Annotated in this window: 17 protein-coding genes and 1 tRNA gene; 8 read left to right on the top strand and 10 right to left on the bottom strand. The window is 72.6% G+C overall.

The features are described 5' to 3' along the window. Position 1: 1 nt before the first annotated feature. The 3 genes from ACFV3R_RS01895 to ACFV3R_RS01905 all read right to left on the bottom strand — a co-directional run bounded on the left by ACFV3R_RS01895 (position 2) and on the right by ACFV3R_RS01905 (position 2,996). Positions 2-1,522, bottom strand: coding sequence for a Stp1/IreP family PP2C-type Ser/Thr phosphatase (locus ACFV3R_RS01895; RefSeq protein ID WP_385573604.1), 1,521 nt, complete (start codon positions 1,520-1,522; stop codon positions 2-4). 129 nt (positions 1,523-1,651) lie between these two features. Next, positions 1,652-2,173 carry an FHA domain-containing protein gene (locus ACFV3R_RS01900; RefSeq protein ID WP_385573608.1) on the bottom strand — a complete coding sequence of 174 codons (522 nt, stop codon included), beginning with the start codon at positions 2,171-2,173 and terminating at the stop codon, positions 1,652-1,654. 10 nt (positions 2,174-2,183) lie between these two features. Beyond that, a complete protein-coding gene (locus ACFV3R_RS01905; protein WP_385573612.1) occupies positions 2,184-2,996 on the bottom strand; it encodes an FhaA domain-containing protein in 813 nt (270 codons plus the stop codon). Positions 2,997-4,151: 1,155 nt separating this feature from the next. On the opposite strand from ACFV3R_RS01905, the gene ACFV3R_RS01910 reads away from it, so the two are divergent. After that, a tRNA-Leu gene (locus ACFV3R_RS01910) sits at positions 4,152-4,235 on the top strand. A gap of 239 nt (positions 4,236-4,474) precedes the next feature. Here ACFV3R_RS01910 and ACFV3R_RS01915 read toward each other — a convergent pair. Next, positions 4,475-4,867: a MarR family winged helix-turn-helix transcriptional regulator gene (locus ACFV3R_RS01915; protein ID WP_385574243.1), complete on the bottom strand. Its 393-nt coding sequence runs from the start codon at positions 4,865-4,867 to the stop codon at positions 4,475-4,477. Between the two features lie 288 nt (positions 4,868-5,155). Between ACFV3R_RS01915 and ACFV3R_RS01920 the strand changes: the two genes are divergently transcribed. The 3 genes from ACFV3R_RS01920 to ACFV3R_RS01930 all read left to right on the top strand — a co-directional run bounded on the left by ACFV3R_RS01920 (position 5,156) and on the right by ACFV3R_RS01930 (position 8,578). Next, on the top strand, positions 5,156-6,697 hold the full coding sequence (locus tag ACFV3R_RS01920) for a DUF2252 domain-containing protein (RefSeq protein ID WP_385573615.1): 1,542 nt from the start codon (positions 5,156-5,158) through the stop codon (positions 6,695-6,697). Positions 6,698-6,974: 277 nt separating this feature from the next. Further along, positions 6,975-7,901, top strand: coding sequence for a hypothetical protein (locus ACFV3R_RS01925; RefSeq protein ID WP_385574246.1), 927 nt, complete (start codon positions 6,975-6,977; stop codon positions 7,899-7,901). Between the two features lie 332 nt (positions 7,902-8,233). After that, positions 8,234-8,578: a rhodanese-like domain-containing protein gene (locus tag ACFV3R_RS01930; RefSeq protein ID WP_385573620.1), complete on the top strand. Its 345-nt coding sequence runs from the start codon at positions 8,234-8,236 to the stop codon at positions 8,576-8,578. Positions 8,579-8,949: 371 nt separating this feature from the next. Here ACFV3R_RS01930 and ACFV3R_RS01935 read toward each other — a convergent pair whose 3' ends face one another. The 5 genes from ACFV3R_RS01935 to paaA form a co-directional block, all read right to left on the bottom strand. Next, positions 8,950-9,981 (bottom strand): 2Fe-2S iron-sulfur cluster-binding protein, encoded by a 1,032-nt coding sequence (locus ACFV3R_RS01935; RefSeq protein WP_385574249.1) that lies wholly within the window; start codon positions 9,979-9,981, stop codon positions 8,950-8,952. A 452-nt stretch (positions 9,982-10,433) separates the two neighbouring features. Beyond that, entirely contained in the window at positions 10,434-11,081 is a 648-nt protein-coding gene (gene paaD, locus ACFV3R_RS01940) for a 1,2-phenylacetyl-CoA epoxidase subunit PaaD (protein WP_385573623.1), read from the bottom strand. Continuing rightward, positions 11,075-11,887, bottom strand: coding sequence for a 1,2-phenylacetyl-CoA epoxidase subunit PaaC (paaC, locus tag ACFV3R_RS01945; protein ID WP_385573627.1), 813 nt, complete (start codon positions 11,885-11,887; stop codon positions 11,075-11,077). Before paaC ends, paaD begins: the two co-directional genes overlap by 7 nt. After that, the gene (gene paaB / locus ACFV3R_RS01950) at positions 11,884-12,174 is read right to left on the bottom strand and encodes a 1,2-phenylacetyl-CoA epoxidase subunit PaaB (protein ID WP_385573630.1); all 291 of its coding nucleotides are present in this window, start codon (positions 12,172-12,174) and stop codon (positions 11,884-11,886) included. Before paaB ends, paaC begins: the two co-directional genes overlap by 4 nt. Then, complete coding sequence (paaA, locus tag ACFV3R_RS01955) at positions 12,171-13,160, bottom strand: 1,2-phenylacetyl-CoA epoxidase subunit PaaA (protein ID WP_385573633.1); 990 nt, start codon at positions 13,158-13,160, stop codon at positions 12,171-12,173. The genes paaB and paaA overlap by 4 nt, the downstream gene beginning before the upstream one ends. Positions 13,161-13,728: 568 nt before the next feature. Here paaA and ACFV3R_RS01960 point away from each other — a divergent pair. The 3 genes from ACFV3R_RS01960 to ACFV3R_RS01970 all read left to right on the top strand — a co-directional run bounded on the left by ACFV3R_RS01960 (position 13,729) and on the right by ACFV3R_RS01970 (position 16,613). After that, complete coding sequence (locus tag ACFV3R_RS01960; protein ID WP_385573638.1) at positions 13,729-14,403, top strand: DUF5819 family protein; 675 nt, start codon at positions 13,729-13,731, stop codon at positions 14,401-14,403. A gap of 11 nt (positions 14,404-14,414) precedes the next feature. Then, positions 14,415-15,767: an HTTM domain-containing protein gene (locus ACFV3R_RS01965; RefSeq protein WP_385573643.1), complete on the top strand. Its 1,353-nt coding sequence runs from the start codon at positions 14,415-14,417 to the stop codon at positions 15,765-15,767. Positions 15,768-15,872: 105 nt separating this feature from the next. Further along, on the top strand, positions 15,873-16,613 hold the full coding sequence (locus tag ACFV3R_RS01970; RefSeq protein ID WP_385573646.1) for a TrmH family RNA methyltransferase: 741 nt from the start codon (positions 15,873-15,875) through the stop codon (positions 16,611-16,613). Positions 16,614-16,804: 191 nt separating this feature from the next. Here ACFV3R_RS01970 and paaN read toward each other — a convergent pair whose 3' ends face one another. Further along, positions 16,805-18,487 (bottom strand): phenylacetic acid degradation protein PaaN, encoded by a 1,683-nt coding sequence (gene paaN / locus ACFV3R_RS01975; protein ID WP_385573650.1) that lies wholly within the window; start codon positions 18,485-18,487, stop codon positions 16,805-16,807. A gap of 217 nt (positions 18,488-18,704) precedes the next feature. Here paaN and ACFV3R_RS01980 point away from each other — a divergent pair, with 217 nt between their 5' ends. Beyond that, a complete protein-coding gene (locus ACFV3R_RS01980) occupies positions 18,705-20,240 on the top strand; it encodes a 3-hydroxyacyl-CoA dehydrogenase (RefSeq protein ID WP_385573653.1) in 1,536 nt (511 codons plus the stop codon).

The following is a 20,240-nucleotide window of genomic DNA, read 5'->3' on the forward strand; positions in this document are numbered from 1 at the left end:
TCTACTGAGTGCTGCAGTCCTTCTCCAGCTCCTGCTCCTCCGGTGAGGGGGACGGTGGCTGGGAGGCACTGGGCTTCGACGAGGGGGACGGGCTGCTGGAAGGCGCGGCATAGGTGCCGACCTTGTCGTTGGACTTGTCGGCGGGGGAGTCGCCCGCTTTGCCGCGCTTGGAGGTGCCGGAGCCCTGCTGCTTGGCGGCGGCGTCCCGGGTCTCCTTGGTCTTGCAGGCGCTCGCCTGGCGGGCGAGTTCGGTGACCTTGTCGGCGGCCTGGGTGCGGCTGTCGAACGCGATGGTCTCCTCGACCTGCTTGCGCTTGTAGACCGGGAGGTACTTGAGTTCGATCTCGGGGTGGTCCTGGGAGACCTTGTTGAGGCTGATCCAGGCCAGGTCCTGGCTGATCCCCTGGTACAGGGCGACGTGCTCGTCGTTGGCCCCGACGAAGTACTGCGTCTGCGTCCAGCGGTAGCCCCCGTAGAGGCCGCCGCCGACGATCGCCAGGGCGAGGATGATGATCAGCGAGGGCTTCAGCCACCGGCCCCTGCGCCGCGGTTTGACGTACTCCTCGTCCATGTACGCGCCGAAGGACCCCATGGGCTGGGCGGCGGCGTCGGGCGAGCCGCTGCCGGGCGGACCGAAGGCGCCGCCCTGCTGCGGTACGTCGCGGTTGCGGCCGAGTTCGGCGGCGCGTCCGGCGGGCAGGTGCAGGGCGCCGGAGTCGCCGACGGCCTGCTGGTTCTCCGCCACGGCGCCCACGATGACCGGGGTCTCGTTCAGGCGGCCGGCGAGGGTGTCGCTGTCGTCGATGTCCAGGACGTCGGCGACGATGCAGGTGATGTTGTCGGGGCCGCCGCCGCGCAGCGCGAGCTGGATCAGCTCCTGCACCGTCTCGGCGGGCGAACGGAAGGCCGCGAGGGTCTCCTCCAGCGTCTCCTGGCTGACCACGCCCGACAGGCCGTCGGAGCAGATCAGGTAGCGGTCGCCGGGGCGCACCTCGCGGATGGAGAGGTCGGGCTCGACGTGGTCGCCGCTGCCCAGTGCGCGCATCAGCAGCGAGCGCTGCGGGTGCGTGCTCGCCTCCTCCTCGGTGATGCGGCCCTCGTCGACCAGGCGCTGGACCCAGGTGTGGTCCTGCGTGATCTGGGTGAGGTGGTTCTCGCGAAGCAGGTAGGCGCGGGAGTCGCCGACGTGGACGAGCCCGAGGCGCTGGCCGGTCCACAGCAGGGCGGTCAGCGTGGTGCCCATGCCCTCCAGCTGCGGGTCGTCCTCGACCATGACGCGGAGCTGGTCGTTGGCGCGCTGGACGGCCTGGCCGAGCGAGGTCAGCAGGTCGGAGCCGGGCACGTCGTCGTCGAGCTGGACGAGGGTGGAGATCACCTCGGAGGAGGCGACCTCACCGGCAGCCTGCCCGCCCATGCCGTCGGCGATGGCGAGCAGCCGCGGCCCGGCGTAACCGGAGTCCTCGTTGCCCTCACGGATCATGCCCTTGTGCGATCCGGCGGCGAAGCGCAGGGAAAGACTCATGCGCACCTCGCCCGTCGGCTCGGGGTACAGCCGGTCTCGAGCCACACTGCCCACCCTCCGGTCGGGAGCACGCGCCGATCCGCGGAGGGGACCGCCGCGGCTCGCTCGCTCCGCTCGCTCATTGTCGTACTACTTCCGCAGCTCGATGACGGTCTTGCCGATGCGGATGGGGGCACCCGGCGGGATCGGCGTCGGCGTCGTGAGTCGGGTCCGGTCCAGGTACGTGCCGTTGGTCGACCCGAGGTCCTCGACGATCCACTGCCCGTCGCGGTCCGGGTAGATCCTGGCGTGCCGGCTGGAGGCGTAGTCGTCGTCCAACACGATCGTGGAGTCGTGCGCCCGGCCCAGAGTGATCGTCTGGCCCTGGAGCGCGACGGTCGTACCGGTGAGGGAGCCCTCGGAGACCACGAGCTTGGTCGGGGCGCCGCGACGCTGGCGGCTCGCGCCCCTGCCCGACTCCTGCCGGCGCTGCTGGGCCGGAGCCGACTGGCGCTGCGCACGCGGGTCGGGGGCGCCGCGGCGGGCGGTGCCGCGTTGTGTGACGCGCGTGCCGAACAGGTCGCTGCGGATGACCTGTACGGCCACGATGACGAACAGCCACAGTACGGCGAGGAAACCCAACCGCATGACCGTGAGGGTCAGCTCTGACATTGCCCCCGCTTCACCCTTCGGCTTGCCGGAAAACGATGGTGGTGGTGCCCACGACGATCCGCGAGCCGTCGCGGAGGGTAGCGCGGGTGGTGTGCTGGCCGTCCACCACGATGCCGTTCGTGGACCCGAGGTCCTGGACGGTCGAGGGGGTTCCGGTCCGGATCTCGCAGTGGCGTCGCGAGACCCCGGGGTCGTCGATGCGCACGTCGGCGTCGGTGCTGCGGCCGAGGACCATCGACGAACCGTTGATCTGGTGGCGGGTGCCGTTGATCTCGATCCAGCGGCGGGTCTGTGCGCCGCCCCGGCCCCAGCCGTCGGCCGGCCGGCCTGCGCCGGGCGGCGGCGAGGCGGGCATCGGGGGGGCCTGCACGTGGCCGGCGGCGGGGCGCGGCGGGGCCGCGGGCCGCTGCGGCGCGGCGGGACCCTGGCCGGCCTGCGCCTGGGAGGTGCTGGAGGCGAGGGTGCGGCTGCGGACGCGGTAGAGGCCGGTGTCGAGGTCGTCGGCCTTCTCCAGGTGGACCTTGACCGAGCCCATGAAGGTGTACCGCTGCTGCTTGGCGTAGTCGCGCACCATGCTGGACAGTTCCTCGCCGAGCTGACCGCTGTAGGGGCTCAGCCGCTCGAAGTCCGGCGGGCTGAGCTCGACGATGAAGTCGTTGGGGACGACGGTGCGGTCCCGGTTCCAGATGGTGGCGTTGTTGTCGCACTCACGCTGCAGGGCGCCCGCGATCTCCACGGGCTGGACCTCGGACTTGAACACCTTGGCGAAGGTGCCGTTGACGAGACCCTCGAGTCGCTGCTCGAAGCGCTTCAGTACTCCCACGGGGCACCTCCTTCCTCAGTCTTCTGCGCAGTCGTCCTGGTACTGCTTACTGATCGTATCCACGCGTGGGGAATTCAGGTGGTTCCCCTTTCCCGCCCCGGGGGACGAGTGTCGCCTCTCACAAGGTTGCCCACGGATCACCTGCTGATGACCCGCGATCGGTCGGCTCTGCGACCGGCCCCCCGACGCCCTGCGAGAGCGATGGTAAGGGGCCTCTGAGAACAGTGTCCCCCAACCGTGAGGGTGCTGTGCGGGCCGATCACGATGGGAGCGGACGCTACCGCTTCGGATTGTGAGGACGTCGTCGGGGGCCGGTCCGTCGAAGCCTCGGGAGGGACCGCGGTACGGCGCTGTGGCCTGCGGTTGTCACCGCCGGTGCGTGGGCGTGCCGATCGGGAGCGCGTGCGAAGGGTCACAGCGGGCTCCGAAGGGATTTCGGTCGGGGGCGGGGAAGGTCACAGCGGGGGCGGTGCGGGCGGCTGCGCGGGGCCGGTGAGGCACGGCGGCTGCGGGGGCGGCAGGCGGGTGGAGGCGGGGCCCTGCAGGGGAGGGCGGCCCCGGCCCGCTGGTCCCGGACGGGCTCTGCGGTCGTGCGGTCCGGTCGGCAGCTGGAGGCCGTGGCCCCGGTCTCTGTGCCGAGCGCTTCGGGGCGGTCGTTCACCGGCCAGTGCTTCGGGGTGGCCGTTCACGGGTGTGCTCCTCGCGCCGGGCGTCTGCTGCTGTGCACTTCGCGGTGGTCCTCTGTCGCCCTGCTCTCCGTGGTGGCTGTCCGCTTCGTGCTGCCGGACCGGCTGGTGCCCGGGCCGGGGGCGGCTGCCTGCGGTCGGGCGTGGTGACGAGGCCGGTGGTCTCTCATGCCGCGTACGAAGATCGTCCGCGCCCTACGGAGATCGTCCGAGTTGGACGGGGGGTCGTGGTCGTGGTCGTGGCCGGTGGGCAGGCGGCCCGCGGGCCGCCTGCCTGCGCCTCCTCGGTCCCGCGGGCCGTGCGGTGTGCGGAGGAGGGGCGACCGGCGGGGGTGAGGGGCGGCTCCGAAGGCATGTGAATCCACCCGCCACGGCGTGCTAATGTTCTGCATGTCGACAGGGCGCCGCCCAGACGGACCGGAAGAAAGCAGTCCGGGAAGTGTGGGAGGATCTGAAGACAACACCCAATGCGCGGGTGGCGGAATAGGCAGACGCGCTGGATTCAGGTTCCAGTGCCCGAAAGGGCGTGGGGGTTCAACTCCCCCCTCGCGCACAGAGAAGGACCCCAGGTTTTCCTGGGGTCCTTTTGCTTTGATCGCGGTGTGCTCGACCGAGGTCTCGTCCTCGTTCGTACTCTCGTCCCTCCCGCAGGGCCGGCTGACGGGCGTGATGCACCGTGGCGCCCGTCGGTCCCGTGACTGCTCCTTTGGCCCCGGTGCGGGCAGTCGGTGAGGGGGTGGGACAGGCTCCTGGGGCGGTCAGCCCCCTGAGGGGCAGGCGGGTCGGACGGGGTCAGGCGGGGTCCGTCTGGGAGGCGTTGTAGCGGCTCAGGTAGTCCGCGAAGCGGGCGAGGTCCGCCTCGTCCCAGTCCGAGAGCCGCTCGTGGAAGGCCCGGCGGCGGCTGGCCGTGACGTTGGCCAGCATCTCGGTGCCCTTCGCGGTGGGGTGCAGGACCTGGACGCGGTGGTCGGCGGGGTCGAGGCGGCGCTCGACGAAGCCGAGGCTCTCCAGGGTGGCGACCTGCCGGCTCACGGTGGACTTGTCCAGCATGTAGTAGGCGGCGAGGTCGGTCGCGCGGCAGCCCTGCCGCTCCTCCAGGTGCGCGAGCAGCGTGTAGGAGACCAGGGAGAGCTCGGGATGGACCCTGGCCGCCAGGGCGCGTGCACGGCGGGCGAAAGCCGTCATCTCCTGCTGGATCCGCTCCACGGTGACGTCGCGGGGCGGTTGCGGGACGGCAGGTGGTGCCGGAGGGGACGCGGAGTTGGTGACAGGTTTCTGGGTCGTCGCTGGTCGGGAAGCCATGAGCGCTCGCCTTTCCTCTCGTAGTTGCACAGTACAACGTCAGTGCGGTGCGCCCCCGGATCCGCGCCCAGGGTTTTCCACAGGCCCCCACAGGCGTCGACGGGGTCGGTAACGTCGTCGCCACGAAGAACGGGTGACGGGCGGGACGGCAAGGCGGAGCGGGGGATCGTCATGACGCGTGTACCGCATGTGCGGGGGTTCGCACGGCTGGAGACCACCGGTCGTGGTGCCGAGGCGGCGGGCAAGGCGATACGGCGGAGCGTGCCGCGCTCACAGCACGCCCGGGTCCCCTCCGCCCGGGGTCGCCCGGACGTCGTCACCGTGCTGGAGGCCTCACACACGGGACGGCTGCCGGAGCTGGCGCCGCTTCGGTGGGGACGCATGGCGGCGAGCCCTTACGCCTTCTACCGGGGCGCCGCGGCGGTGATGGCGCGCGACCTGGGCGGGACACCGGTGACCGGCGTCGGGACCCGCCTCTGCGGTGACGCGCACCTGGGCAACTTCGGCCTCTTCGCGGACGCCCGGGGCCGTCTCGTCCTCGATCTCGACGACTTCGACGAGACGGTGCACGGGCCGTGGGAGTGGGACCTCAAGCGGCTGGCCACCTCCTTCGTGCTGGCGGGGCGGGAGGCCGGCGGTACGGAGGACACCTGCCGGGACGCGGCCCGCCAGGTGGTGTGCGCCTACCGCAAGACGGTGCGCCTGCTCGCCCGCCTGCCGGTCCTGGAGGCCTGGCAGGCGCTCAGCGACGAGTCGCTGCTGACCCACGCCGACGCCCGTGGGTTGCTTGCGGAGATACGCAGGGCGGCGGACAAGGCACACCGCAACACCAGTTCGCGGTTCGCCGCGAAGGCGACGAGTGGCGAGGGGGAGGCCCGGCGCTTCGTCGAAGCGCCGCCGGTACTGCGGCGGGTGCCGGACGAGGAGGCCGCGGCGGTGGCGGGTGCGCTGACGGGGTACTTGCGGACGGTCCCGCACGAGTGCCGGCTGATGCTCGCCCGTCACACCGTCCAGGACGTGGCGTTCCGGGTCGTGGGCACCGGGAGCGTGGGGCTGCGGTCCTATGTGGTCCTCCTGTCGGACCCGGTGGGGAAGCCGCTCGTCCTCCAGGTCAAGCAGGCGGCGCCCGCCTCCTGGGCCCGCCCTGCCACGGCCGCCGGGTTCCCCCAGCCCCGGTGGGGCAACGATGCGCGGCGGGTGGTGCTGGGCCAGCGGCATCTTCAGGTCGCGGGTGACCCGCTGCTGGGCTGGACGAGCGTTCCACTCCGGGGCCCGGGCAACGGCGGTGGCCAGGGCACCGGAATGGCGTGGCCGGGAGCGGACAGGGCGGCCGGAACGGACGAGGCGGGTGGAGCCGATGAGGCGGGGGGAACGGGGGTGGGGGCCGGGGCGGCCCCCGGATTCAGGGTTCCGGTGGGCTCGCGGGCGTTCCAGGTCCGGCAGTTCAGGAACCGCAAGGGGCGGGTGGAGACGGCCAGACTGTCCCCGCCGCGGTTGGTGGAGTACGCCCGGCTGACCGGCACGCTCCTGGCCAGGGCCCACGCCCGGGGCGCCGACGCGCGACGTACGGCGGGGTACTGCGGCAAGGGCGAGCGGCTGGACGAAGCGGTGGCGGACTTCGCCGTGGCCTATGCCGACCGGACGGAGGCCGATCACGGCGCCCTGCTGAAGGCGATAGCCGGCGGCCGTCTGGCCGTCGAGCAGGAGGGGTGAGGCAGGCCCTTACGCTGGCGGGGTGACGAACACGCAGCCTGACCAGACGCAGGACGGCACGCACGCGCAGGGGGGTGTGTACGGGCCCGACGACAGTGCCGCCCAGGCCGGCGGACGGGATGCTGCTCACGATGCGGCAGGGGCGGGTTCACCCGAGGACGGTGGTGGTCCCGGCTCGCGGGCTCCGCGGGCGGACAGGCCGCGCGGTGACCGGTCGGAAGGGGACGGGGCCGAAGACGGGCGGGCCGGGGGCGACCTGGCCGAGGGGGTCGGCGACGTGGCCGGGGCCGCGGAAGCTGGCCGGGACGAGGACCGCGTGGCGACCGCCCCGCCCGGTGGCGACGGGGCCGTTCCCCCCGGGGGATCCGCGGGGGGCGGGGACGCAGCCGGGGAGAGGGACACAGCCGGGGAGAGGGGCGCGGAGGGAGAGGACGCGGCCACCTCCCGGCTGGCTCAGGCGGTGCTCGCCGCGGAGCAGGCGCTGATCGAGTTCGAGATCGCGGTGGAGACCTTCCGGGTGGAGGTGGACAACTTCTCCCGCCTCCACCACCAGCGGCTGGGACCGATGTACGCCCGGCTGGACGAGTTGCAGGCCCGCATCGCCGAAGCGATCGCCGCGCGCAGCGGTGACCCGGAGGACGTGCGGCGGGCCCAGGAGGCGCGCGCCATGGTGCAGCCCATGCCGCGCGTGGAGGAACTCTTCGACGGCTGGATGGGACCGGAGGGGCTGTTCCCCGAGGCGCAGGCCATGTTGACCGACCAGCCCGTGCGGCCCCCGCGGAAGGTCAGGCCGAGCGACGAGGCGCGGCGCATCTACCGGGAACTGGTGCGCAAAGCCCATCCGGACCTCGCGTCCGACGAGACCGAGCGGACCCGGCGGGACGAGTTCATTGCCCGCGTCAACGCCGCCTACGCGTTGGGGGACGAGGCCGAACTCCAGAAGCTCACGGAGGAGTGGGAGGCAGGCCCCGCTCCGCAGGAGAGGCGTCTCAGCCGTGCCGAGGAGCTCTACGCGCGGTTGGAGTGGCTGGCCGAGCGGAAGGAGATGCTTGCGGCGGTGGCAACCGAGCTGGAGGAGAGCGCCATCGGTTCCATGCTGAGGCTGGCCCCCGACGACCCGGACGCCTTGCTCGCGGAGATCGCCGAGAAGCTGGAGGCCGAGCTCGCGCAGCGTGAGGCGGAACTGGCGGCGCTGGCCGGTTAGGGCTGCCGGCGGCCTGAAGCCCTTCTGGTGGGGGCGGTGCGGGGTGGACAGCCCTTTCCCTCCCCGGCTCCTTTCCGCCCTTCCCGAGGCCGTTGGGCCCCGGAGCCGGTCACTGGCCCGGGGCTGGTCACTGGCCCGGTGCCGGTCACTGCCCCGGCCCGCGGAGCCCAGCTGGTGCCCGGGTTCAGGTGAGTGCGGGACCGGGCCCGACTGTTTGGCCTGGCCGATCCCGCGCGGGTGGGTGGCTCGGTCCGGGCGCCGGCGGGAGCGCCGTAGGACTGGGCGGGGTGCGCGGACCGGCGGAAGGGCCGTCTTCGGGTAGCTTCGGAGGCATGTCTATGGGTTCTCTGCCTTCGGTCACCGTCGATGCCCTCTCCGCCGACGACTTCCTGCTCGACGTGCGGGAGGACGACGAGTGGGAGGCCGGCCACGCCGAGGGTGCGCTGCACATTCCGATGAGCGAGTTCGTCGCGCGGTACGGCGAACTGGTCGAGAAGGCGCCGGAGGGCGCCCCCGTTTACGTCCTGTGCCGGGTCGGCGGACGCTCGGCCCAGGTCGCGCAGTACCTCCTCCAGCAAGGCGTCGACGCGGTCAACGTCAGCGGCGGCATGCAGGCCTGGGAAGCGGCCGGCCGTCCCGTGACGACCGGCGAGGGCAAGCCGGGCGCAGTCGTCTGAGCGCAGCGGCCGGGGCATGGACCGGCCCCGTGGGCGTGCCCGGGCGGCTTGCGGCCGTCGGGTAGGTGGCTGGGGTGGCCGGCGGCCTGATGGGCTCGGTGATCCGACGGAGCCGGCGGCCCGATGGTCCTGGTGGTCCGGGGCCGGCGGGCTTGGTGGTCCGGACCCGGGTGGTCCGGGCCCGGGTGGGCTTGGTGGTCCTGGCCCGGGCGGGGTTGGGTCCGCTGCTGCCGTGGGACCGCCGGAAGCCTTTCTGGGGCCCGGGAGGCCCCGGGCCACCCGGAGCTTGGCACTGTGGCGTGTGGCGCGTGGCCGGGGCCTTGGAACTCCGTGCTGTCCGGGGCTCTCCGGTCGTCGTCCTGGTGACCTTGTCAGCGGTCGAAGTCGACCTCCACGTGGGCCGTCACCGGGCGGGACTGGCAGGTCAGGACGTACCCGGCTGATACCTCGCCGGGTTCCAACGCGAAGTCCCGGGCCATGTGGACCTCGCCGTCGACCAGCAGAGCCCGGCAGGTGCCGCAGACACCGCCCCGGCAGGCGTACGGGGCGTCCGGCCGGTGGCGCAGCACTGTCTCCAGCACCGTCTCGGACCGGCCCGAGGACCAGGTGCCCGAGCGCCCGTGGAGGGTGCCGGTCAGTGTCGCGTCGAGTGGCGTCGAGGGCGCTGGCGTCGAGGACGGTGCGCCACGGTTTTCTCGCGAAGGGGCGCCGGTGGTGTCTGTGTCCGTGGCTCGGCCTGTGGCCGGGTCGGTGTCCGTCTCTTCCGCGTGGAAGATCTCCTGGTGCACGAGATGCCTGGGTACACCGAGGCCGAGCAGTGCGGAGGTGGAGGACCGGACCAGTCCGAGGGGGCCGCAGAGGTACCAGCCGTCGACCGCCGAGACCGTCAGCAGGGCGGGCAGCAGGGTAGTGAGCCTCGCCTCGTCCAGTCGCCCGGAGACCGGACCGGCCTGGAGTTCCTCGCGGGTCAGGACGTGCACGAGGTGGAAGCGGTCGGGGTAACGGTCCTTCAGCTCGGCGACCTCCTCCAGGAACATGGCCGAGTCGCTGCTGCGGTCGCTGCGGACCAGGGTGAAGCGGGCTGACGGCTCCTCTGCGAGGAGGGTGGTGGCCATCGACAGCACGGGGGTGATGCCGCTGCCGCCCACGACTGCGGCGAAGTGCCCCGGTTGCGGTGGCAGCACGAAACGGCCGGTGGGAGCCATGACGTCGAGAAGGTCGCCGACCGCCAGCTCCTTGACCGCGTAGGTCGAGAACTCGCCGCCCACCACCTGCCGGACCCCCACCCGCAAGGTCGTGCCCGGAGAGGGCGGGCAGCAGACCGAGTAGGTGCGCCGCACCTCGGGAGCCAGCGGACGGGTGACCTCGTCCGCGGCCCGAGGGGCGGTGTACCCCGCCGGCAGGGGCGCGGCCACGGCTAGGGCTGGGGCGGAGCCGCTGATGGTGTCGGGCCCGTCCTGCGCGGTGCGCGTGACGGTGTCTGCTGTGGTGCCGGGGCCGGCGGTCCCGATGGCAGCCTCCACCAGGCTCGTCGACACCGTGCCGGAAGGCCGGGGAGGGTGGAAGGGGTCGTTCGGCCGTTGCGGCACGGTGGCGCCGGGGGGAGGGGTTGAGCCGGCCCGCTGGTGCGCGGTGCCAGTCTCGACCGGTAGCGCTTCCGGGGGCGGTGGGAGGGGCGGCTGCTCGGCGGCGCGCTCAGAGGTGTCCTGGAGCGGGGTGGGGGGCCTGCGCAGGGTCACGTGCTGGCCCGGAAGGTGCCGGAAGGTGGTGCGGAGCTCTGGTGGGACGTCGAGAGTGATGGCCACCGCGTCGTCCGTGAGATGTTCGACCTGCGAGACCCGGAGCCGGTGGAACATCACAACTCCTTGAAGTGGTCGAAGGGTTCGCGGCACTCCTCGCAGCGCCGCAGCGCCTTGCATGCCGTCGAGGAGAACCGGCTCAGCAGCGTGGTCCGGGTGGACCCGCACTGCGGGCAGCGCACGGCCAGGTCCACGGGCACGGGTCCCGGGGACGTAGAGGTACCTGAAGGTGTGGCGCCTGCGGGGCAGTGGCTTGTGCGGCCCGTGGGACGGGGTGGTGCGATTCCGGCTTCGGCCAGTTTGCGCCGGCCCTCCTCGGTGATGCGGTCCGTCGTCCATGGGGGGCTGAGGACGGTGGTGACCCGGGCGTCCTGCACTCCGTGGGCCCGTAGTGTCCGGCGGATGTCGTCGGCCATCGCCTCGACTGCCGGGCAGCCGGTGTAGGTCGGGGTGAGGGAGACCGTGACCGCGCCCGCGGGGTCGATCGTGACGTCGGTGAGTACGCCGAGGTCAGTGAGGGTGAGGAAGGGCAGTTCGGGGTCGGCGACCTGTCCCGCCCACCTCCGCAGGTGTTCCTCCAGCGGTGTCGGGCGGTCACCGGGTTGGTCCGGGCTGAGGCTGGAGGAAGCTAGGGAAGGCGGTGGGGCTGTGTGGTCCGGAGCGGTCTCGCCGGGCAGGTGGACCGCTCCGCCCTTGGTCACCATGTCGCCCCCGGGTGGCTGCGGTGCAGGTGCTGCATCTCGGCGAGCATCCGGCCGAACGGCTCCGTGTGCAGTCCCTGTCGTCCTGCTCCCGCTCGCCAGGCACCGTGGGCGGAGCCCTGCGGGAGGGTGAGGGTGGCGCGCTCCAGGATCTCGGTCAGTCTGGTCCGCCAGAGGGCCTGGAGCCGTTCGAAGTCGACGTCGAGAGCGGGCAGCGGAGCGAAGAGTTCACCGGTGTAGCGCCACAGGGCGTCCAGGGCCCGCTGCATCCGGGTGTGGCTCTCAGCGGTGCCGTCGCCCAGGCGCAGTGTCCACAGCTCGGCGTGGGCCCGGTGGTAGGCGCACTCCTTGACGGCCTTCGCGGCCAGGTCACACAGCGGGGCGGGGCCGGTGGCGAGTTCGGTGTACAGCAGCTCCTGGTAGACGGAGAAGTAGAGCTGCCGGGCCATGGTGTGCGCGAAGTCGCCGCCCGGCTGCTCGACGAGTTGGACGTTGCGGAAGTCGCGTTCCTCGCGGAGGTAGGCGAGTGCGTCCTCGTCGTCGATGAGGGAGAGCAGGTACCGGGCCTGGCCGAGGAGGTCCAGCGCGATGTTGGCCAGGGCGACCTCCTCCTCCAGGACCGGCGCGCGTCCGGCCCATTCCGCGAGGCGGTGGGAGAGGACGAGGGCGTCGTCTCCCAGGGCGAGCGCCGCGGGGCGGAGGGGGTGGTCCTGCGGCAGAACGGTGGTGAGAGGGGCCGGAGCGCCGGGGGCGGTGGTGCCGGGCGGCGCCTGCGGGGCCCCCGTGGCGGGAGCGGAGGTTCCGGTCACAGGTGCCGCACCCCTTCCGGGACCTCGTAGAAGGTCGGGTGGCGGTAGGCCTTGTCGGCCGCGGGGTCGAAGAAGGAGTCCTTCTCGTCCGGGGAGGCCGCGGTGACGGCGGTGGAGGGCACCACCCAGATCGACACCCCCTCACCGCGCCGGGTGTACAGGTCGCGTGCGTGATGCAGGGCCATGGCGGCGTCGGGGGCGTGCAGGCTGCCGGCATGGGTGTGGGCGAGGCCGCGCCGGGGGCGGACGAAGACCTCCCACAGCGGTGAGGTGCCGGAATCGCTCATGCTGAGGTCTCCTCGATGAGGTCACGTCGCCGGGCCGCCGGGTCTTCACCGGCGTGCCTGGCCGCGTGTGCGGCGGCTGCCTCGCGTACCCAGGCGCCGTCCTCGTGAGCTGAGCGCCGACGGGCGAGGCGGTCGGTGTTGCAGGGGCCGTTGCCGCCCAGTACCTCGCGGAACTCCTCCCAGTCGATGGCACCGAAGTCGTAGTGACCGCGCTGCTCGTTCCAGACCAGGTCCGGGTCGGGGAGGGTGAGGCCGAGTGACTCGGCCTGCGGTACGCAGATGTCCACGAAGCGCTGACGCAGTTCGTCGTTGGAGTGGCGCTTGATCTTCCAGGCCATCGACTGTGCGGAGTGGGCCGATGCCTCGTCAGGCGGGCCGAACATCATCAGGGACGGCCACCACCAGCGGTCCACCGCGTCCTGGGCCATGGCGTGCTGGGCGGAGGTGCCGCGGCTGAGAGCGAGGAGGAGTTCGTAGCCCTGCCGCTGGTGGAACGACTCCTCCTTGCAGATACGGACCATCGCCCGCGCGTACGGCCCGTAGGAGCAGCGGCAGAGCGGCACCTGGTTGGTGATGGCGGCGCCGTCGACCAGCCACCCGATGGCGCCGACGTCGGCCCAGGTCAGCGTCGGGTAGTTGAAGATCGAGGAGTACCTCTGGCGGCCGGAGTGGAGCTTGCTCAGGAGTTCTTCCCTGGCCACTCCCAGCGTCTCGGCGGCGCCGTAGAGGTAGAGGCCGTGGCCCGCCTCGTCCTGGACCTTGGCGATGAGGATCGCCTTGCGGCGCAGCGAGGGGGCCCGGGTGATCCAGTTGGCCTCCGGCTGCATGCCGATGATCTCCGAGTGCGCATGCTGCGCGATCTGGCGGACCAGCCCCGCTCGGTAGGCGTCGGGCATCCAGTCCCTGGGTTCGATGCGGACGTCCTCGGCGATGGCCGCGTCGAACCCGGCGGCGAGGGCCTCGGGCCCCGGCATGGTCGTCGTCATGACTGCCCCCTCTCCCGACCGACCGATCGTTCGGTTCCATGTTGAGGTGGTCCGGGGCGGGTGTCAAGCCTGTGGACAACTCGGGGGGAGGCTGCGCGGGCAGGGCCGGGTCGGTACCGTTCGCCTCGCGGAGAGGGTCCGCATGGTTCTCAGAACGGGGCGGGAGATGGGGTCAGACGGGGAAGGTGCCCGTCCTGGGCCGGCAGCGGGGCGAGAGGGCCCGGCGTCGACCACCACGGGAGACGGGACACCGACGGCGGCAGCCGGGCGGCACGGGCTCGCCGGCGCCTCGGAGGAGAGCGCAGGGCCGGAGCTCCCCCCGCGCCGGACCGACCCGGCGGAGGCCGGACCGCGGGGCGCGACGGGAGAGGCGGGGCCGACGGCGCCCGCCGGGCCCGACGCCCCGGAGGTGACCGCTTCGGCCGGCGGACGCCGCTCCCCCCTGCCGCCCGAGAAGGCGCACGGAGGGTCCCGTGACGGCCGGCCTGCGCTGCCGGGTCAGCGCGCCCCGGAGGACGTGCCCGTACTGCCGGGCCGGCCGCCCGTGCCCCCCGGCGAAGGCTCCCTGGTGCCCGGAGAGGTCGACGTGCAGGTCTCCGCACTGTCGGCGCCGGCCCGCGCGGTCGCCGTGGTGGTGGCGTGCGTGGTCGCGTTGACCGTGCTCGTGCACCTGGCCATGGTGTTCCTCCACGTCGCGCCGGCCAACACGGTCAGCAAGCAGCACAGCCAGGCTGTGTACGACTACGTGTACCCGGAGTACGAGCAGAACTGGAAGCTGTTCGCGCCCAACCCGGTGCAGCAGAACATCGACGTCGAGGTGCGTGCCAGGGTCCGTCCCCGGTCGGGTGGCGGGGACGGCGGCACGACCGTCACCGCATGGACCGACCTGACCGCCCAGGACGGCGCGGCGATCCACCACAACCCCTTCCCCTCGCACGCCAGCCAGAACGAGTTGCGGCGTGCCTGGGAGGTCTTCCTCGGCTCGCACAACGACCAGAACCAGCCGACGGGCCAGCGTGGTGTGATGTCCGAGCGGTTCCTGCGGCGCCTGGCGATGCTGCGCATGAGCGACCAGTGGGTGCGGCAGGGTCGGGTCGAACAGGTCCAGTTCCGGTCCAAGACCATCGCCGTGCCGCCGCCGCCCTGGAGTTCGGAGCGGATCGACCTCAAGCCGGTGTACCGCGAGGTGCCGTGGTGGAACATCAGGGCCGACGACCTGCCCGAGGGGGCGACCGACAAGTGACTCCTCCTGACATGTCCCGCTCCGCCCAGCCGGCAGCGGGCGGTGCCCCGGCGGGCGCTCCCGGAGCCGCACCCGAGGTCGTCGTCGAGACGCGCCTGGAGAAGGCCCTCGGACACGGCTTCCGCAAGGTGACGGCGGTGGCGTTCGCCCCGTACCAGACGGCCGTCATCCGCATCGGGTTCGCGTTGACCTGGCTGTGCTTCCTCCTGCGCGAGTGGCCGCACCGTGAAGAGCTCTACGGACCCCGAGGGCCCTTCGACGCGGAACTCGCCCATCAACTCCTGGCGACCAACCACTCCTTCTCGGTGCTGATGTGGTCGGACGGGGAGGTGTGGTTCAACCTCGTCTACGGGCTCGCCGTGATCGCCGCTGCCCTGTTGCTGGTCGGCTGGCGGACCCGGACGATGTCCGTCCTCTTCATGGTGGGTGTGCTCTCGCTGCTCAACCGGAGCATCCTGCTCGGCGACGGCGGCGACAACGTCCTGCACATCATGTCCCTCTACCTCGTGATGACCCGGTGCGGGCAGGTCTGGTCGCTGGACGCCCGGCGGGCCCGCCGGGCCGCAGCCGCGCCCCCCGGTCGCGACGGTGTGGGGGTGGCGCTCTGGTCGCTCTCCGGCCTGGTGCTCCTGGTGGCCCAGGTGGGCGGGGCCTACGGGTTGTACTGGTTCCACGACGGGCCCCTGCCGCTGGTGGGCTGGAGCCTGGCGTTCTGGGGAATGTGGGCTGCCCACGGCCTGTGGTGGGTGGCCAGGCGGCGTTCCGGGGAGCTGCGCCCGCTGCTGGAGGTCCTCACCCGGCTGATCCACAACGGTGCGCTGCTGGTGATCATGGTGGAGGTCTGCCTGATCTACGCCACGGCGGGCTGGTACAAGATCCAGGGCGGTCGCTGGCAGGACGGCACAGCGGTCTACTACCCGATGAACCTGCACTACTTCTCGCCCTGGCCGGAGCTCTCCCACCTCCTGGCGGGCCACGGCACCATAATGATGCTGATCACCTACGGCACGGTGGTCGTGCAGGTCGCCTTCCCCTTCACCGTCTTCAACCGCCGGCTGAAGAACGTGCTTTTGGTCGGCATGATCTGCGAGCACCTCTCCATCGCGGTCCTGCTGGGGCTGCCCTTCTTCTCGCTCGCGATGATCACCGCAGACGCCGTCTTCCTGCCGACCTCGTTCCTGCGTGCCGTGGGCCGGCGGGTGGCCGCTCTCGGCAAGCGGTACGGCAGCGGCGGAGCCGGGCTCGATGGCGGCCGGACGGGGAGGGGCCCTGACCGGACCGGCGCAACGGACGCGGCGGGGCCGGTGCCCGGTGGAGCCAAGGGACTGCCGGCCCCGGCCGAGGACACGGCAGCCGCGGGGTGACTCGGCTGAGCTCCGCCCCCGGAGCCCGGCGTCACGGTGGGCTGACCGGCCGGCGTGGAGGAGGGCGGCCGGTGTGGGGACGGTCTGCCCGCTTACCCTCGTCGGATGAGCACAGAGGAGACCCCGGTACCGGGCGGTCCGGCGGACGACGTGGCGGCCTCCCGTACCGGTGCGCCGCCACCGTTGCCCGTCGACGACGGTTCGGGGCTGCCAGCCCAGTACGACGAGGGCTTCGCCACGGAGGTCGGGGTGGGGCCCCACCCCGAGCCGTGGCCCGAGGACGCGCGGTACGACCCCGAGCTCCTCGCCGCCGGGGACCGGCGCAACGTCGTGGACGGCTACCGCTACTGGAAGCGGGAGGCCATCGTCGCCGACCTGGACACCAGGCGGCACGACTTCCACGTGGCGGTGGAGAACTGGGGACACGACTTCAACATCGGCAGCGTGGTCCGCACCGCCAACGCCTTCCTGGCCAAGGAGGTGCACATCGTGGGGCGCCGGCGCTGGAACCGTCGGGGAGCCATGGTCACCGACCGGTACCAGCACGTCCGCCACCACCCCGACACCGCGCAGCTCACCGCCTGGGCCGCCGCGGAGGGGCTGCCGATCATCGGCATCGACAACCTGCCCGGTGCGGTCCCGCTGGAGACCACGCCCCTGCCCCGGCGCTGTGTGCTGCTCTTTGGCCAGGAAGGGCCGGGGCTCACCGAGGAGGCGCGTCGCCACGCCTCGCTGGTGTGCTCCATCGCCCAGTTCGGCTCCACCCGGTCGATCAACGCGGGAGCTGCCGCAGCGATCGCCATGCACGCCTGGATCAGCCGCCACGCCCACATCTCCGGCGCCTGAGGCAGTTGCCCGGCGAGTCCTGCGGCCCTGGGGCCCGCCCCGTGAGGCACCCGCCGGCCTGCCCCTGAGGCGCCCGGCCCCGGTGACCCGGCAGCCGTCCCGGCGTCCCCTGAGGGGCTCCCCCGGGTTCCCGCCGGTTCCCGGCGAGTCGGCGGAGTCTCAGCGGTGGCCAGGGCGCTGCCGGGCCTGCCCTACGCCGGCCTGCGCACCTGTACCGTCCGGAAGCGGTCCGCTACGTACGCGGCGTCACACAGGGCGGAGTCCGCGGCCGGGTTGCCGCCGGTGCCGTGGAAGTCGGCGAAGGCCGCGGTCTGGTTCACGTACACGCCGCCGGTCAGGTTCAGCGAGAGCTGGGCGCACTCCTCCCGGCAGGCAGCCTCCACCATGGCCTCGACCTCGGGCGAGGTGGTGTGGGCGCCCACCGTCATCGCCCCGGCTTCCCGCACGGTCCGCAGCAGGAGTTCGACGGCGTCCTTGGTGGAGTCCACCGCGACCGCGAAGGAGATCGGCCCGAACCACTCGCGCAGGTGGGCGGGGTCGGTCTCCTCGGTGGCACCGTCGACCTTGACGATCAGCGGGGTGCGGACCGTGGCCTCGGGGAACTGGGGATGCGTCACCGCGCGGGAGGCCAGAGCCACCTCGCCCAGTTGTGGTGCCGCCGCCAACCGCTCGCTCACACCGGGATTGACGACAGCACCGAGCAGGCCGACCGCGCGCGCGTCGTCGGAGAGCAGGCGCGTCACGGCGCCGGCAAGGTCGGTCACCACCTCGTCGTAGGACTTCGGGCCCTGGTCGGTGGTGATGCCCGTCCTCGGGATGAGGAGGTTCTGCGGGGTGGTGCACATCTGGCCGCTGTACAGGGACAGGGAGAAGGCGAGGTTGGCCAGCATGCCGGCGTAGTCGGCCGTGGAGTCCACCACGACAGTGTTGACGCCCGCCTTCTCGGTGTGGACGCGGGCCTGGTGGGCGTGGGTCTCCAGCCAGTTCCCGAAGGCCGTCGAACCGGTGTAGTCGATGATGCGGACCTCGGGCCGGAGCGCGAGCTCCTTCGCCAGGCCCTCGCCGGGGCGGTCGACCGCCAGGCAGACGAGGTCGGGGTCGAAGCCGGCCTCGCCCAGCACCTCGCGCACGGTCTGGACGGTCAGGGCCAGCGGCAGGACGGCGCGGGGGTGCGGCTTGACCAGCACCGGGTTGCCGGTGGCCAGGGAGGCGAAGAGGCCCGGGTAGCCGTTCCAGGTGGGGAAGGTGTTGCACCCGATGAGGAGGGAGACGCCCCGCGGTACGGCGGTGAAGGTGTTGACGAGTTCCAGAGGCTCGCGCCGGCCCTGGGGTTTGTGCCATTCGGCGCGCTCGGGGGTGCGGGTCTGCTCGGCGTAGGCGTACGCCACCGCCTCCAGGGCACGGTCCTGGGCGTGGGGGCCGCCGGCCTGGAAGGCCATCGGGTAGGCCTGGCCGGTGGTGTGCATGACCGCGTGGGCGAACTCGTGACTGCGGGCGTTGATGCGGGCGAGGACCTCCAGGCACACCGCTGCCCTCAGCTCCGGTCCGGCGTCGCGCCAGGCGGGGAGGACCGCGCGCATCGCCGGCAGCAGGACGTCGGGGTCGGGATGGGGGTAGGTGACCCCCAGGGTGAGGCCGTAGGGCGACACCTCCTCGCCCACCCAGTCGTCGGTGCCCGGCTGCGGCAGGTCGATGCGGTGGCCCAGGATGCTCTCGAAGGCGGCCCGTCCCTGCTGCGCCGCCTCCTCCCCGTAGGCCTTGGGGTGTTCGGGGTGCGGGCTCCAGTAGGCGCGACTGCGGATCGCCTCCAGGGCCGCGTCCAGGGTGGGGCGGTGCCGGTCGACGAGTGCGGTGTGGGCGGGGGCGGTGGCCATCGGTCATCAACTCCTCAGCAGGTCCGGTGCAGCTCGGTCGGGCCGACGGAGGCGTGGCGGCGGGCGCGGGCACGTCGGACGGCCGGTAACCCCTGCGGTGCTCTCGGCCGGGCCGGTGACACCGTGAGGCGACTTGCTTCAGAGTAACCGAACGATCGGTCGGGGCAAGAGGGTGCGGGGTGGACCTGTGGAAAACCTCTGCGGCAGGATGCGCGGCATGACGGCTCTCACGGTGGACAGCGCGGTGGCGGTGGTCGGTGCGGGGACGATGGGCCGGGGGATCGCCCAGGTCGCCCTGGTCGCGGGCCATCCGGTGACGGTGTACGACAGCGCGCCGGGGGCGGCGGCCGCAGCCGTGCAGGAGGTGGCGGCGCGGCTGGACCGGCTGGTGGTCAAGGGTCGCCTGACCGCGAGCGAGCGGGACGCCCACCTGGCCCGGCTCCGCCCGGTGGCCGAGCCGGCCGACCTCGCCGGCTCCGCACTCGTCATCGAGGCGGTGGCCGAGGACCTGACCGTCAAGCAGCAGCTCCTGGCCGCCCTGGAGGACGTCGTCGACGAACGGTGCCTGCTGGCGACCAACACCTCCTCCCTGTCGGTCACCTCCGTCGCCGGTGCGGTGCGGGTGCCCGGACGCTGTGTGGGCCTGCACTTCTTCAACCCCGCCCCGCTCCTGCCGCTGGTGGAGGTGGTCCGCTCTCCCGCCACCGGCGAGGCCACCGCCACCACCGCCTTCGACACCGTCGCCGCCTGGGGGAAGACGCCGGTGCGGTGTGCGGACACCCCCGGGTTCGTGGTCAACCGCGTGGCCCGGCCGTTCTACGCCGAGGGTTTCCGCCTCCACGAGGAGCGGGCGGCCGAACCGGCCACCGTCGACGCCGTGCTGCGGGAGGCGGCCGGGTTCCGGATGGGCCCCTTCGAACTGACCGACCTCATCGGCCAGGACGTCAACGAGGCGGTGACGCGGTCGGTGTGGGAGGCGTTCTTCCACAGCCCCAAGTTCACGCCCTCGCTGGCCCAGCGCCGGCTCGTGGAGGCGGGCAGGCTGGGCCGGAAGGCCGGGAGTGGATGGTTCGAGGCGGCTGCGGACGGCTCGGCCGCCGGTGCCGCCGTGCCGCCTCCCCGCACCGCTCCGCGGGAGCCGGCGCCCACCGCCGTCACCGTCCACGGCATCCTGCCCGCCCCCGCCGCGAGCTGGCCGCAACTCCTGGAGGAGGCGGGCGTGAAGGTCACGTCCGAGCCGGGGGACGCGCCGGGACGGGTGGAGCTGCCGTCCGGCGCGGTGCTCGCGCTGACCGACGGCCGAGCGGCCGACGACCACCTCCCGGCGGGCGGCCGGCGCCTCCACGTCGACCTGGCGCTGGACTACCGCACCGCCACCAGGCTCGCGCTGGCGGCCTCGGCGGCGGCGACCGACCAGGACGTGCGGGAGGCGGTCGGCCTCCTCCAGGCGATGGGTGCGCAGGTCAGCCTCGTGGAGGACGTGCCGGGGATGATCGTCGCCCGTACCGTCGCGATGATCGTGGACATCGCCGCCGACGCCGCGGCCCGTGGCGTCGCCACCCCGGCCGACATCGACCTGGCGATGCGGCTGGGGGTGAACTACCCGGCCGGGCCGTTCGACTGGCTGGAGCAGTTGGGGGCGGACTGGCTCTGCTCCCTCCTGGACGGAATGCGGCATTCCTACGGCGAGGAGCGGTACGCGCCCTCCCGCGCCCTGCGGCGCTGTGCCACCCGTGGGTGGCGAGTGCTGTAA

The sequence above is a fragment of the Streptomyces sp. NPDC059740 genome (assembly GCF_042733155.1).
Taxonomy (GTDB): Bacteria; Actinomycetota; Actinomycetes; order Streptomycetales; family Streptomycetaceae; genus Streptomyces.

What these genes read in the sequence shown, in the direction of transcription:
- ACFV3R_RS01895 (WP_385573604.1), bottom strand. Translation starts at nt 1,522, where the DNA reads ATGAGTCTTTCCCTGCGCTTCGCCGCCGGATCGCACAAGGGCATGATC.
- ACFV3R_RS01900 (WP_385573608.1), bottom strand. Translation starts at nt 2,173, where the DNA reads ATGTCAGAGCTGACCCTCACGGTCATGCGGTTGGGTTTCCTCGCCGTA.
- ACFV3R_RS01915 (WP_385574243.1), bottom strand. Translation starts at nt 4,867, where the DNA reads ATGACGGCTTTCGCCCGCCGTGCACGCGCCCTGGCGGCCAGGGTCCAT.
- ACFV3R_RS01920 (WP_385573615.1), top strand. Translation starts at nt 5,156, where the DNA reads ATGACGCGTGTACCGCATGTGCGGGGGTTCGCACGGCTGGAGACCACC.
- ACFV3R_RS01930 (WP_385573620.1), top strand. Translation starts at nt 8,234, where the DNA reads ATGTCTATGGGTTCTCTGCCTTCGGTCACCGTCGATGCCCTCTCCGCC.
- paaD (WP_385573623.1), bottom strand. Translation starts at nt 11,081, where the DNA reads ATGGTGACCAAGGGCGGAGCGGTCCACCTGCCCGGCGAGACCGCTCCG.
- paaB (WP_385573630.1), bottom strand. Translation starts at nt 12,174, where the DNA reads ATGAGCGATTCCGGCACCTCACCGCTGTGGGAGGTCTTCGTCCGCCCC.
- paaA (WP_385573633.1), bottom strand. Translation starts at nt 13,160, where the DNA reads ATGACGACGACCATGCCGGGGCCCGAGGCCCTCGCCGCCGGGTTCGAC.
- ACFV3R_RS01965 (WP_385573643.1), top strand. Translation starts at nt 14,415, where the DNA reads ATGTCCCGCTCCGCCCAGCCGGCAGCGGGCGGTGCCCCGGCGGGCGCT.
- ACFV3R_RS01970 (WP_385573646.1), top strand. Translation starts at nt 15,873, where the DNA reads ATGAGCACAGAGGAGACCCCGGTACCGGGCGGTCCGGCGGACGACGTG.
- paaN (WP_385573650.1), bottom strand. Translation starts at nt 18,487, where the DNA reads ATGGCCACCGCCCCCGCCCACACCGCACTCGTCGACCGGCACCGCCCC.
- ACFV3R_RS01980 (WP_385573653.1), top strand. Translation starts at nt 18,705, where the DNA reads ATGACGGCTCTCACGGTGGACAGCGCGGTGGCGGTGGTCGGTGCGGGG.